General features: G+C 46.4%; 14 protein-coding genes. 2 read left to right on the top strand and 12 right to left on the bottom strand.

Annotation, left to right across the window (positions count from 1 at the left end):
• Positions 1-52 precede the first annotated feature (52 nt).
• From LG211_RS08105 to ruvC, 9 genes are all read right to left on the bottom strand, one after another.
• Entirely contained in the window at positions 53-3,364 is a 3,312-nt protein-coding gene (locus LG211_RS08105; protein WP_269477329.1) for a response regulator, read from the bottom strand.
• On the bottom strand, positions 3,361-4,623 hold the full coding sequence (locus tag LG211_RS08100) for an ABC transporter substrate-binding protein (RefSeq protein ID WP_269477328.1): 1,263 nt from the start codon (positions 4,621-4,623) through the stop codon (positions 3,361-3,363). The genes LG211_RS08105 and LG211_RS08100 overlap by 4 nt, the downstream gene beginning before the upstream one ends.
• Before the next feature lie 17 nt (positions 4,624-4,640).
• On the bottom strand, positions 4,641-5,000 hold the full coding sequence (locus tag LG211_RS20115) for a PD-(D/E)XK nuclease domain-containing protein (RefSeq protein WP_417448596.1): 360 nt from the start codon (positions 4,998-5,000) through the stop codon (positions 4,641-4,643).
• On the bottom strand, positions 5,000-5,353 hold the full coding sequence (locus tag LG211_RS08095; protein WP_148395326.1) for a hypothetical protein: 354 nt from the start codon (positions 5,351-5,353) through the stop codon (positions 5,000-5,002). The genes LG211_RS20115 and LG211_RS08095 overlap by 1 nt, the downstream gene beginning before the upstream one ends.
• A 225-nt stretch (positions 5,354-5,578) precedes the next feature.
• Positions 5,579-5,887 carry a helix-turn-helix domain-containing protein gene (locus LG211_RS08090; RefSeq protein ID WP_148395327.1) on the bottom strand — a complete coding sequence of 103 codons (309 nt, stop codon included), beginning with the start codon at positions 5,885-5,887 and terminating at the stop codon, positions 5,579-5,581.
• Between the two features lie 139 nt (positions 5,888-6,026).
• Entirely contained in the window at positions 6,027-7,064 is a 1,038-nt protein-coding gene (gene queA / locus LG211_RS08085; RefSeq protein ID WP_148395328.1) for a tRNA preQ1(34) S-adenosylmethionine ribosyltransferase-isomerase QueA, read from the bottom strand.
• Positions 7,065-7,068: 4 nt separating this feature from the next.
• Positions 7,069-8,100, bottom strand: coding sequence for a Holliday junction branch migration DNA helicase RuvB (gene ruvB / locus LG211_RS08080; protein ID WP_148395329.1), 1,032 nt, complete (start codon positions 8,098-8,100; stop codon positions 7,069-7,071).
• Positions 8,101-8,116: 16 nt separating this feature from the next.
• On the bottom strand, positions 8,117-8,722 hold the full coding sequence (ruvA, locus tag LG211_RS08075) for a Holliday junction branch migration protein RuvA (protein WP_148395330.1): 606 nt from the start codon (positions 8,720-8,722) through the stop codon (positions 8,117-8,119).
• A gap of 3 nt (positions 8,723-8,725) precedes the next feature.
• The gene (gene ruvC, locus LG211_RS08070; RefSeq protein ID WP_148395331.1) at positions 8,726-9,238 is read right to left on the bottom strand and encodes a crossover junction endodeoxyribonuclease RuvC; all 513 of its coding nucleotides are present in this window, start codon (positions 9,236-9,238) and stop codon (positions 8,726-8,728) included.
• 173 nt (positions 9,239-9,411) lie between these two features.
• Between ruvC and LG211_RS08065 the strand changes: the two genes are divergently transcribed.
• Positions 9,412-9,861 (top strand): arginine repressor, encoded by a 450-nt coding sequence (locus LG211_RS08065; RefSeq protein WP_148395332.1) that lies wholly within the window; start codon positions 9,412-9,414, stop codon positions 9,859-9,861.
• 10 nt (positions 9,862-9,871) lie between these two features.
• Positions 9,872-11,491 carry a DNA repair protein RecN gene (gene recN, locus LG211_RS08060; RefSeq protein ID WP_269477327.1) on the top strand — a complete coding sequence of 540 codons (1,620 nt, stop codon included), beginning with the start codon at positions 9,872-9,874 and terminating at the stop codon, positions 11,489-11,491.
• A 62-nt stretch (positions 11,492-11,553) separates the two neighbouring features.
• Here recN and LG211_RS08055 read toward each other — a convergent pair whose 3' ends face one another.
• The 3 genes from LG211_RS08055 to LG211_RS08045 are packed head-to-tail and all read right to left on the bottom strand — an operon-like array spanning position 11,554 to position 13,427.
• Positions 11,554-12,183 (bottom strand): hypothetical protein, encoded by a 630-nt coding sequence (locus LG211_RS08055; RefSeq protein ID WP_269477326.1) that lies wholly within the window; start codon positions 12,181-12,183, stop codon positions 11,554-11,556.
• Positions 12,184-12,238: 55 nt separating this feature from the next.
• Entirely contained in the window at positions 12,239-12,730 is a 492-nt protein-coding gene (locus LG211_RS08050) for a shikimate kinase (protein ID WP_269477325.1), read from the bottom strand.
• A 13-nt stretch (positions 12,731-12,743) separates the two neighbouring features.
• The gene (locus LG211_RS08045) at positions 12,744-13,427 is read right to left on the bottom strand and encodes a 5'-methylthioadenosine/adenosylhomocysteine nucleosidase (RefSeq protein WP_148398841.1); all 684 of its coding nucleotides are present in this window, start codon (positions 13,425-13,427) and stop codon (positions 12,744-12,746) included.
• Positions 13,428-13,500: the final 73 nt, after the last annotated feature.

The raw sequence follows: 13,500 nt of genomic DNA, 5'->3' as shown, positions 1-13,500 counted from the left end.
AAGGGGAAGTCAATTTTTCAGAATTGAATATCACAAAATCAACATCATCCATTTACAGCAGCCATTTCTGCAAGGTACGATTCAAAACCTCAATATCGATCGGCTTGGCAATATGATCATTCATTCCCGCCCGCAGCGCTTCCTGTACATCTTCTGCGAAAGCATTGGCTGTCATTGCTACAATCGGGATATCCTGCGCATCGGACCGCTTTAGTCCCCGAATATAGCTGGCAGCCTGATATCCATCCATAACCGGCATCTGAATATCCATTAAAATGAGATCATAATACCCTTCCGAAGAATCCTCGAATTTGTTTACAGCCTCATCGCCGTTAAAAGCTTCTTCGATTTGGATATCTGCTTCCTTGAGCAGTTCACTGGCAATTTCCATATTGAGCATATTATCTTCCACCAGTAGAATCCGTTTATTGCTGTATTGATCCGCCCAATCGATAACCGGCCCTTCTTCTCCCCGATCATTCAACTCATTGAGCAGATAGCAGAAATTCGAACGATAAAATGGCTTGGAAAGGAATCCGGTTACACCTTTTTCCTTTACATCTTCTTCAATCTCTGACCAGTCATATGCGGTGAGGAATATAATTGGAACTTCCGACCCAACAATTTTGCGAATTTGCACAGCCGTTTCCGCTCCATCCATTTCCGGCATCTTCCAGTCCAGCAGGATCACCTTATAAGCTTGATCGTCTTCCTGGGCCCTGCGGATCATCTCCAGAGCGGTCTTGCCGCTATCTGTACAGTGCGCTTCAATACCCATATCACGAAGGATTTCGATCGCTGCGCTGCAAGCCTGCCTATCGTCATCAATGATCAGGGCTCTGGCGCCGATCCAAAATTCGGGTACCATTTCCTGCCTTGCTTCCTCTAATTTAAGCGACAGGGTTACCGTGAAGACGGATCCCTTGCCGGTCTGGCTTTTGACATCAATATGACCGTTCATCATATCAATAATATTCTTTGTAATTGCCATGCCCAGGCCAGTCCCCGCAATCCAGCTGGTCGAAGAATCCTGTACCCGTTCAAACGGCAGGAACAATTTTTCTTGAAACTCTTTAGACATTCCGATACCGGTATCCGTGCAGCGAATTTGATACATTCCATATCCTTTGCGCGTGCTGGAAAGCTGCTCTGCCTCTATGAGGATTCTGCCGCCGGCAAGGGTATATTTAACCGCATTGCTGAAAATATTGAGACATATCTGCCGAAGCCGCAGCGGATCGCCGATGATTTGTTCATTTCTTAGAGGCGCCAGCCGGACGTCAATCTCCAGATCATGAGATTTTGCCTGCGGGCGAACCAAATTTACCGTCTCGATCAGTAGCTCCGCCAAATTAAAAGGTTCTTCCCTCATAATCAGTTTGCCGCTTTCTATTTTTGACATATCCAGGACATCATTAATCAAATTTAGCAGATGGGTACTGGAAAGATCAATCTTATCCAGGCAATCTTTGATTCGTTCTCTATCATCCAGATGCGCCTTGGCGATTGTCGTCATCCCTACAATTGCGTTCATCGGCGTTCGAATATCATGGCTCATATTGGAAAGGAACCGGCTCTTTGCTTCATTTGCCGCATTGGCGTTTTCCAGCGCGCTCTGCATCATTTTGCGGTTTTGCTCTTCTTCATATTTTTGCTCATCCACGCGTCTGGACAACAAAATCGCCATCTGTTCCTCGGAATAAGGATTATCCACATGGATGATCTGGGCCGAAATCCAATGCTGCTTCCCATCCGTCAAAAGTGCCCTTGCTTCTATAAATACTTCTTTTTTCTTTTTCCCTAAAATTTCTTTCAAACGATCGATGGAAAACCGCTTTTCATATTCCTCTTTGGCATCTGATTCCAAAATCCGGCCGAAGGCATCGTATAAGGCCGTGTAGGACCTGGGATTGCCCATATCGATTTTCAGCTCTTGTTCAAAATACAAAACATCGATTTGGTCCGCAGAAAGATTAATGCTGATAATCACCGGATAGGCGTTGGAAATGGCGCTGAGCAGGGTTCTGCGTTCCAAAAGCTTTTCCTTTTCCTCTTCCTCCTCAGCCAGCTTTTCTTTGGTTACATCGTGGAAGGTAGCCACCAGCACCGGCTTACCATTTTCATCCATGGTTTTCTCAACAATCCCCGACGACCAAAAATAAGAGCCGTCCGTTCTGAATATCCGATTCAGGAATGTTTGCTTTGTTCCTCTTTCAACGGCATTCTTAAAAATTCGCTCTGTTTCCTCCATGTCATCCGGATGAATGATGGTTGAGAGCAGCATTCCTTTTGTGTCAACGTCATCTTGACGATAATGAACCATTCGCAGCCCTTCTTTATTGAGTTGAATAAACTGATGGGGTGCATCGATTGTCACCACGGCAATTCCCTCTGGAATGGAATTATATAGATGGCTGATATAATTGGCCTGGCTTTTCAATTTGCGGTTAGCCTTGCGGCCATGCCATAGATAAAACAGAACCAGCGCCGCAATACCCAGGATGACTGCAATCATCAGAACCATGGTCCTGGCAAGAATTTTGTTGCTCTGTTCACTGATGATATCTTCGGGAATGATGGAAATCAGATACCAATCCGTAGCGTGCTTCAGAGGAACATAGCAGAAAACAGTCGCTTCTTGATTATAGTTGAATAAAGCCCATCCGTTTTCCTTTTTCTGAAGGGATTTCTGGAATTGGTTTATAGTTTGCAGATCGTTTTCATCCTCAGGCAGCATATCAAATAAATTCTTTACCGTCTTGTTACTATTAGGGTGAGAAGAACGGATTAGAATCTCACCATCATGATCGGCAATATAAGAAAATCCTTCATTATTATAAAAAGAAAGGGAAAAACGATCAGCAATATTTCGTACTTCATATTCTTTAATTAGATACCCGTTTCGACCGTCGGAAAAGGTCACTTTTCTGTAGAGATCAATCACGTTAACGCCGGAAGTGCTGCTGATATGCGGATCCACGACGCCTTCTGTGTTCTGGTTTTTTTCCAGACTGTCAGCTGCCTGGGCATCGGCAAGACCGCTGGGAATCCATTGACCGTTTGAAAGGTAAAGGCGGATTCCGCCTTCGGTCTGCGTCCTCAAAAGGTTGTTCAGCGTTTTCGAATCATTAGAAGTGATTTTACTGAGATAGGAGCTTATCGTTTCCAAGGACTGAAAATCTTTGCTCAGCAAAAGACCCAATCCATTGGTCCCCTGCTTCGTACTCTCAGTAATCGTATTGATTGATTCCTGCCACAACTGATTCTTTACGTCTTTGATATAAAGAACCGTGACCGAGCACAGCAAAGATGCAATGAGCACCGCCGCCAATGCCGTTTTTTTCCATATATTAGAAATCATCATTTCATCCTCTGCTGTTCATCCATCCACGTCATAATTGTATCAACGGTTTCTCCAGAGAGCAGTTTTTGCGCTGCTTCAGCGGTTATTTCCCAAATGGGAAGTTCTAAAAGGCTGTCTGATCCAATCACAGTCCGTCCCGACTGATAACATTCAACCAGCGGCTGAATTTCTTCGGTTGAGGATGGCTGGCCTTGTTTCAAAGGACTGAACGATGACTGATTATCGGCAAACTTCTGTATGGAATCTTCCCTTGTAAAATATTCAACAAATTTCAGGGCTTGTTCTTTATTGGCGCTGCCTTCGTTGACGCTCAACCGGGTATCGGCATTGACCACCAGGACCGAACCATCCTTCCTTGCCGGATACGGTACAACGGTAAAGTTCAATTTCGAATTCATGTTTTTGGCCCGGCCGGCAGCCCAGCCTCCGGTCAGCATAAATGGGGATTCTCCTTTTACGAATTCTTCCAGATCATCAGAAGTCTTTTCGGTTTTTAGCGCTTTCTCAGCATCAACATATCCCCGGTCGATAAAACGCTTTGCCAGAAGAAAACCCGGTCTCAGGTAAGTACTGAGCAGTTCTTCATTCTTGTTAATCTTTGCGAACAGCTCTTTCTGTCTGTCTTCATGATAAACCAAATCAAACCCTACGGCAATAGCCAGGGTTTTTATGGAAATGTCGTTATTGGCGATGATCGGTGTGATTCCCTGCTCCTTAAAAAATTGACAGACCTGTTCCCATTCTGCTAAATTGTCCGGAATTTCTTGTCCATATTCCTTGAGCAGTTCTTCATTGCAGTATAATCCAAAGGCGGAAACCGTAGTAGGAACCCACAGGATTTTTCCATTTTCCTCCATCTGGCTGATCATGCTGTCTGAGTAGGAGGAAATGCAATTTAATTGGGACAGATCCGCCAGCTGTCCGTTCTCTCCCAGCGATAAAGCGGTATCGTGATTGACCATAAAAATATCGTCGCCTTTCCCCGCCGCCATTCGCTTTTCCAGGGCTTCAAAATAATCCGTTCCTTTCAGGCTTTCATAAGACAAACGGGTATCAGGGTTTTCATCCATGAAGCCGGTTATAATCTCTTCAATAACTGTAACGTTCTCCGGTTCGTTCTTATTGCCAAAAAAGGTCAGATTAAACTTTACCTGATTTTCATCCTGATTGCTGACTACTACGTTTTTGCTGCCGCATCCAGCCAAAAGGCCGGCCAACAGAACCATGCAAAAAAATGCCAATAACACTCTTTTTTTCATATCTAAATCTCCGTTTGTCACTTGTGTTCACGTTGAAGTTTAGTTTTCTCGCGATGTTTTGTCGATCTTCTTCCTCGTTTTGCGCAGTGACACGCATAAGGAATCTGTCGTAATCTCCACCTGTTTCCCGCTGAAAGCAACTCCGTACTTAAAGATTGTTTTAACACCCTTGGAAGCATATCGGTATCGTACTTACGATCCTCAATCTGTGCCAAAGCTGTCTCCAAGAGCTGTTTTAGTTTGTCTCCGGAAAGCTTCCTGGCCGCCTTCAGCTCAATCAGAATACCCGGCATATTCGCCGACTTGGGCGATAACTGGATATCATATCGGCCTTCCCCGGGCTCTCCATTCGAACTAATGTAGTAGCGGTTGTCCATCATAGCGCAAAGCCCCAAAACAAAACCGTGGTAAAAGTTTTCCCCGGCCATATCCGTAGCAGCTTGCCGATTGGAGAAGCAGCTTGTGCATCTCTTTTTGCATCATTGGAATACAATGCCTCCTGTATCGAGATCGCGGCAGCCTGGGGAATGATATCGGTCAATTTTTGCAGGATTTCCTTGTTATATACAAACGCGATCTCCTGATTGGGCAGCGCCACCTCGCACATATAATCCCCGCTAAAAGATGGATCCATTCTCACAACCTTCAGATATCCGGCAACCAGCAGAAAACTGTATACGGAAGAAGGGTTGTTTCGAATCTGCTTTAAATGACGCCAATAGAATCCCATAATGCTCATCCAGCATTTGTGAAAGCCTCTGCAGGGACATCATCATGTCCGTATCGTCCGCCTTCTCTTCCACCACAGTTTTAAAATATGCTTTCTCATAAATGTTACAATGCTCACTTTCCAAAAGTTCACTGTGGCGTTCAAATTCCTGCCTTAAAATGCTTAAAATTTGATCATAGGTCTCCTCCCAGGTATCACGTTTTACATCCTTAAAGGTGATGAAAATCACCGGGTATTTCCCCTGATAGTTCCGATATTTTTTACCGCAGGACCAAATCTTTTTGTCTCTGAAATAAACAGAAGTATCTTCATCCGTCTTTTCAAAAGCGGCAAATCCAGCTGAATTTCACTTTTTCTATATGCGCCGGTTTTCACGCGGCTGTCCGCAGGTTTTTTTGCGTCCACGGGAATCCTCCAGCTGCGTCCTTTTTTATGAACCCCCTCTATTCTTCCCTCTGCGCAAAGAACCGTTACTCTGCGTTCCGTTATTCCCCACCGTTTAGCCGCTTCCTTTACAGTCATTGTCTCTGCCATATCTGGCACCCCCAATTTTATAAAGATATTGTACCTTGTTTTCGGAATAAAGCCAATACATTTCACTTTGTTCTTTTGAATGTTCTGCAAAAGGTCACCGATCTTTAACGGAATGTTGCTGCCAACATTCTATTGGGTTTCATACAATCAACATCGCATCTCCATAACTGAAAAACCGATACCGCTCTTTTACCGCAACTTCATAAGCGCTGAGGATTTTCTCTCTGTCGTAGAGAGCGGAAATCAGCATCAGCAGCGTGGATTTTGGCAGGTGGAAATTGGTGATCAGCCCATCCACCAGTTTGAATTCGTAGCCCGGATAGATGAAAATTCCCGTGCTTCCTGCCCCCGCTTTGAGCCGGTACTGACCGTTTTCAAAAACCGCCGCGCTCTCCAAGGTTCTGGTGGAGGTCGTGCCCACGGACAGGATCCGGCCGCCGGCTGCTTTGGTCTCGTTTACCAGCCTGGCGCTTTCCTGGGAAACCTCATATTCTTCAAAATGCATCTCATGCTCTTCGATGGTTTCGCACTTCACCGGACGGAAGGTACCGATTCCCACATGAAGGGTCACATAAGCGATCTTAACGCCCTTTTCTTCAGCCTTTCTCAACAGTTCTTCCGTAAAGTGAAGACCGGCCGTAGGCGCTGCCACCGAACCCTCTTCTTTGCAGTAAACCGTTTGATAGCGTTCCTTATCTTCCTGGTCACTGTCCCGTTCGATATATGGAGGAAGCGGCATTTTTCCCAGTTCTTCCAGACGTTCCATAAAGATTCCCTGATAATGAAACTCTACGATCCTGGTACCGTCTTTTCCATAATCGAGAATTTCCGCCTTAAAGTCGGGAGAAAAAGCCACCGTATCTCCCGGTTTAAGCCGTTTTCCCGGTCTTACCATGGTTTCCCAACGGTCGCCTTCGATCCGCTTGGTTAGAAGGAATTCCACCTTGGCGCCGGTCTCTTCTTTGGTTCCGAAAAGCCGGGCCGGGAGCACCTTGGAATTATTCAGCACCAGACAGTCCCCTGGCAAAAGATACTCCAAAATGTCGTAAAAATGACGATGTTCAATGGTATCGTTCTCTCTGTTGAGAACCATGAGACGGGAGCAGTCCCGTTTATCCGCAGGCTTTTGCGCAATCAGCTCCTGCGGCAGATGATAATCGAATTCGTTTATATGCATGTTCCTATTCCTTTATCTTTAATTCCACCTGCTGGTCATCGCAGGCAATGCCCAAATGCCGGTAAGCTTGCTCCGAAACCACCCTGCCCTTTTGGGTTCTGTGGAGAAAACCGGCTTGTATCAAATAAGGCTCATAGACATCTTCAATGGTAACCCGTTCCTCACCGATGGAAGCGGCGATGGTATCGATGCCGACGGGGCCGCCTTTAAAGCGTTCAATGATCATACGCAGGATTTCCCGATCCAGACTTTCCAGGCCCATAGGATCCACCCCCAGGGCGGTCATGGCCTCCTGGGTAATGGCCAGGTCGATCTTTCCGGTACCCTTGACCTGGGAAAAATCCCGAACCCGCTTTAAAATACGGTTGGCGACCCGAGGCGTTCCCCGGGAACGCTTTGCCATTTCATTGAGGGATTCCTCATCCACCTCCACATTGAGCAGACCCGCTGTACGGCGGATGATCTTTTTCAGTTCTCCAGTGGTATACATTTCAAATTTGCTGCTGACGCCGAACCGGTCCCGCAGCGGTGCCGAGAGGCTTCCGGCCCTGGTGGTGGCACCGATCAGAGTAAAACGGGCAATATCCAAGCGGATGGATCGGGCCGAGGGGCCCTTCCCGATGATGATATCCAGCGCAAAATCCTCCATGGCCGAGTAGAGCACTTCTTCTACAGAGCGGTTGAGCCGGTGGATTTCATCGATAAACAGGACGTCATTTTCATTGAGATTAGTCAGAATCGCCGCCAGATCGCCGGCCCGCTCAATGGCAGGCCCGGAGGTGATCCGAATATCCACCCCCAGCTCATTGGCAATAATCCCGGCCAGAGTCGTCTTTCCCAGGCCCGGAGGTCCGTAAAAAAGAACGTGATCCAGGGGTTCTCTCCTCAGCTTTGCCGCTTCAATAAAGATCTTCAAATTCTCAGTTGCCTTTTTCTGCCCGATGTAATCCTCCAGCGTCTGAGGCCGCAAGGTGAACTCAGAGGCTTCTTCATTTTCGCCTGCGCTTGCCGCAGTTATTCTTTCTTCGTTTTCCATAACTCATCCCTTATCGTTAAAACAGTCTTTTCAGAGCCTGCTTAATGTATTCTTCCACAGTCAAATCCTTTTCTTTCACCGCTGTCAGAGCGTTGACGGCTTCTCCTTTTGTATAACCCAGCGCCACCAGCGCGCTCACTGCTTCCGTCCTGCTGTCCCCGGCGGCTCCGTCTGCGGAAGCGCTGCTTTCCATGCCTTCGGGAAGAGCTGCCTGTTCCAGCTGGCCGAACTTATCTTTCAGCTCCAACACGATCCGCTCAGCCGTCTTTTTGCCGATGCCGTTGGCCCTGGTCAAAGATTTGGCATCCTCCAGCACAATGGCCTGATGGACTTCTGATAGGGGCATGGCTGATAAAATCGCGATGGCCGCTTTCGCCCCTACGCCGCTGACCGTAATCAGCTTGTGAAACGTATCCAGGGCGGCTTTTTCGCCGAAACCGAACAAACGAATATCATCTTCCCTTACGATCATAGCCGTGAAAACAGTGATGGACTCCCCTTCCTTCGCCAGATAAACGCTGGAATTGGCAGGAACGGTTATTTCGTATCCCAGGCCTCCCGCATCGACCACAATGCCGCTCTCTGTTTTTATAGCCAACGTACCTTTTATGTAATGTAGCATTTCCTACCTCCTGCTTTTCATGTTCAAGCTTTTCAGCCGGTTTCTGCTGCCTGCCGAATGTCCGTGGCACACGGCTGCCGCCAGAGCATCTGCCGTATCATCGGGCTTTGGAACTTCTTTTAGATTCAATATGGTTTTGACCATAGTCTGTACTTGCTTTTTCTCTGCGCGGCCATAGCCCACCAGAGCCTGTTTGATCTGGAGCGGAGTGTATTCTGCAATCTCCAGCCCTGAGTTCGCGCAAGCCAGCACGGCCACTCCCCGAGCCTGCCCCACCAGAATCGCTGTTTTGGCATTGGTATTAAAAAATAATTCTTCTACGGAGGCCACCTCCGGTTCATGGCGCATAATGATTTCCATCAAAGAATTATACAAAATCTTCAGCCTGTCCGGCATCTCCATGCCGGCATCCGTAGTCACGGCGCCATAATCGATCACCTTAAAGCGATTGCCGGTCATTTCGACGACGCCATAGCCCAGGATCGCATATCCCGGGTCTATTCCAAGTATTCGCATAGAGCCTCCTCAAAACAGCACGGATTTCAATCCGCACATTCAATTCAGTATAGCACACAAACATACGTTCCGCAATTCTCAATTAAGGTTTTTTTATGTGGTATTTTCCCAAAAGTATGGTATAATTATAAATGTATAAAATTAATTTAAAATGTATATTGAAGGAGAATACAATGCGTTATTCAAGACAAAATAAAATTTTAGAGCTGATCGAAGAATATGAGGTGGAAACACAGGATAAGCTGGCTTCCCTCTTGAAAGAATACGGTTATGACGTGACGCAGGCTACCATATCCAGGGATATCAAAGAGCTTCATTTAATTAAGACCCTCTCCTCCACTGGAAAATATAAATATGCAGCTGCCATGAATATGGAAGGACCGGTTTCCGATCGTTTTGTAAATATATTCAGAGAAACCATTAAATCCGTCGATTCTTCCGGCAATATCGTTGTTGTAAAAACTTTGTCCGGATGCGCCAACGCCGCCGGTGAAGCCATCGATTCACTGGGATTTCCCCATGTGATCGGTTCCGTAGCCGGAGACAACACGCTGATGATCGTCATCGACGATGCGGACAACACACCAAAGTTTTTAAAAGAATTCAATGAAATGCTTGGATAAGAGGTAGCATATGATATCGCATATCAGTATCAGAGATTTTGCCATTATTGAAAACGTGGAAATTGACTTTCACGAAGGACTCAACATCATCACCGGCGAAACGGGAGCCGGTAAGTCAATTGTAATCGAAGCAGTAAGTCTGGCTCTGGGCAGCCGGGCGGATACTGCTTTCGTTCGTTCCGGAAAGGAAAAGGCTATCGTTCAGCTGGCCGGAACCCACAAGGGGGAAGAATACGTCATCACCAGGGAGGTATCGGCCGCAGGAAAGAATCTGTGCAAGATCAACGGCGAGATCGTCACTTTGGGCCATTTGAATCTGCTCTGCAAGAAGCTGGCCGATATCCACGGCCAATACGACCACCAATCCCTGCTCAATCCGGATTATCACATTAAACTGGTGGATATGTACAGAAAAGATACCATCGGACCGGCCAAACAAAAAGTAGCGTCTCTTTATTCCCAATACCGGGATATTTCAAACAAACTAAAGCAGCTTCTCGCCGATGCGGCAGAAAATCAGAGAAAGCGGGACTTCATGGCCTTTGAGCTGGAGGAAATTCACAAGGCCGGTCTGGCGCCAGGTGAAGATGAGGCGCTGGAAGAAGAAATCAGTGTGCTGCAAAACAGTGAAAAAATCTACGAAAATCTTGCCGGAGCCTATGAGCTGGCCAACGGCGAAGAGTTCCCTGCCCTTGGCAGCATGAAAAAGGCGCTGGACATGATCGGAGAGATCGGAGAATATTCCAAGGAACTGACGGACATCCACCAACAGATGTCAGAATCCTACTATATTATGGAAGAACTGTGTTCCCAGATCCGCGAGTGCCGGGACAGGACCGTATTTTCCCCCGAGGATCTGGATCGATGTATTTCCCGTATGGAAACCTTGAATAGCCTCAAGCGAAAGCATAATGCTTCTCTGGAAGAAATCATCGCTTACGGCGAAGAGCTGGAAGAAAAGCTGACGCAGGTGGAAAACATCGACAGCTTGAAAACGGAGCTGACCGAACTGAAGGAAAAATGCGAAGCTGATCTGAAAGCCGCCTGTCAGGAATTGTCCGCCCTGCGGAAAGAAGCCGCTGCCGAGCTGGAAGAAAAGATCCTCGTTGAGCTGGGAGAACTGAATTTTAAAGACGCTCAATTATCCATCGAGTTTCAGGAAAGCACCGAGTTCACAGACAACGGCACAGATGTAGTCGAGTTTATGATCAGCACCAACAAGGGTGAAAAATTAAAGCCCCTTTCCAAGATCGCTTCCGGCGGTGAAATGTCCAGAATCATGCTGGCTTTCAAAAAGATCGTCGGCGATTATGACGAAATCCCCACCATGATCTTCGATGAAATCGATGCAGGCATCAGCGGCATCACTGCCAGCATTGTGGGAAAAAAACTGCAGCAGATCGCAGAAAACCACCAGATTATCTGCATCACCCATTTGCCGCAGATCGCGGCCTATGGCGCTCACAACTATAAGATCGAGAAAGAATCCGATGACAGCAGCACCTATACTACGGTCATCCACTTGCGCCCTGACGAAAAAGTCCAGGAAATCGCCAGGCTTCTGGGCGGAATCAACATTACCGACATCACCCTCCAGTCAGCGAAAGAGCTGATTGAAGCATCCAAATAAACAAAAGAGCTTGCAGTCTCAGATATACTCTGAAAAACCGCAAGCTCTTTTATATCTCATCCTTATTTTTGCAAGTAGGTATCCAGTACAGTAACGTTGCCGTTAATATCGGAGGCACAGACGAGTCCGGCATGTTCGCCTTCCGTCATGCGCTCCACGTTGACAACCTCTTTCGCCCCGCCTAAATCAGTGATTTTCTCTATTTTGTACTCGTTAATGATGGCAGAAGGCAGCAGCGCTTCCACAGACCCATTTTCCATGATGAAAAAAACAGCTCCATACCCGCCGTTTCCATACGGGCAGGCGCATACACGCAGAACGCCCGACTCCACTTCATGGGTCAGACCGTAGACTTCTCCCAATTCCGCAGTGCAATGTAAAATAGCTCTGCCGTCCGACGTGAGTTCCACAGATTCAATCCCGCCAAAGTTGAAAGTTTTAAGCTGATCGGAGTTCATTGGAATCGTATAACCGCGGTTCTTTTTCGCAGACCATGAAAATTCTTCATACGCTTCAGATTTGCCCTCTGTCTGTGCTTGGGCAGCGGATGTCGCAAGAGATGTTTCTGCAGGCTCGCTTTTTCCGCTGTCTTTAAAAAAGGTCTGGTAGATCAGACAGACGCACACGGTCAAAACAAGAACGCCCAGGATGCATATAATTGCAACTTTAAATCCATTCGATTTCTTTTCCATCTCAACAAGTTCCTTTCCTAATTTTTCATTTGGATATGCTCCCCGGAGCACCGCCTTAGTAATAAGCTACAATCTGCTCCACGGTCTGCTCAACAGCCAACCCGTCGGCTTTAACGATAATATCCGCATATTTCTCATACAGCGGTACTCGCCTTTGATAGAGATCCGCTATGGTGTCCCCCTTTTCCATGGCCACCCCTCTTGTTTTTATGTTGTTAAGCCGGTTTAATACGGTTTGAAGCCGTACTTGCAGATAGACGATTCGGCCGTTCATTTTTAGATGCCCGATGGCTTTGGGGTAATAGATAGCACTTCCCCCTGTGGAAATGACCGTGTTTTCAACATTCAGCTCCAGCAAAACAGCTTCTTCTGCTTGTTTGAAGTACTCGATGCCATGTTCATCGATGATTTGCTGCAGCGGCTTCTGCTCCCGTTCCTGGATCAGCAGATCCGTATCTACAAAATTCATGCGCATGGTTTTGGCAAGAACAACCCCCGTAATACTCTTGCCGCAGGCCGGCATACCGACCAATATGATGTTTTCCATTCCAATTCTCCTTTTATAGCTCTTTCAACATGGATTTAACAAGGTTGGCCGATATTTGAGAAGCTTTTTTACAATTCTTTTCAAATTCTGATATTCCGCTTCGGTCCGGTGTATCGGTGATCGTCCGAATCGAAATAAACGGTATCCCATTAACATAACATACATGCGCAATACTAGCTGTTTCCATATCCACGCTCAAAGGTGAATATTTGGCAGCAATGTATTCGCGCTTATTGTTTTCAATAAATTGTTCGCCGGTTATCATTCTTCCTAAAAACACTCGATTGTTTAGGTTGCCTTTGGCAATCACTGTTTTTACGGCTTCAAGCAGCTTTTCATCTGCTTTGAAATAAATAGAATCTTTCCAGGGATGAAATTCGGTCAAAATATCATCTGCTACATCATGATAAGCTGTTTCTGTAGAAATAACAGTATCGAAAATTTCTAGTTTTTCATCTATTCCTCCGGCAGTCCCAGCGTTGATAATCACAGTACACCCATATGTATCGATTAAAATTTGCGCTGCTATGGCCGCATTAACCTTGCATACTCCTGAAAATAATGCTACAACTTCTATATCTTCCAGCTGCCCTTGGTAAAAAGTCAGCATCGATTTTTTTGTAGCTTTACAGTTTTTCATCATTCTAAGAAAGGGAACTACTTCTGTATCGCCAGCACATAAAATGCCTATCTTCACTTGCTGCTCCTTCCTTAAGCCCAAAATTCTTTTTCATAATCAATCCGTTTGCTAACGAAAAAGAGCGAGGTCG

The organism is Hominibacterium faecale (assembly GCF_020734085.1).
In the GTDB taxonomy this organism is placed as follows: Bacteria; Bacillota; Clostridia; order Peptostreptococcales; family Anaerovoracaceae; genus Hominibacterium; species Hominibacterium faecale.
The sequence above is the reverse complement of the archived record's forward strand: the minus strand, read 5'-3'. Positions and strand labels throughout refer to the sequence as shown.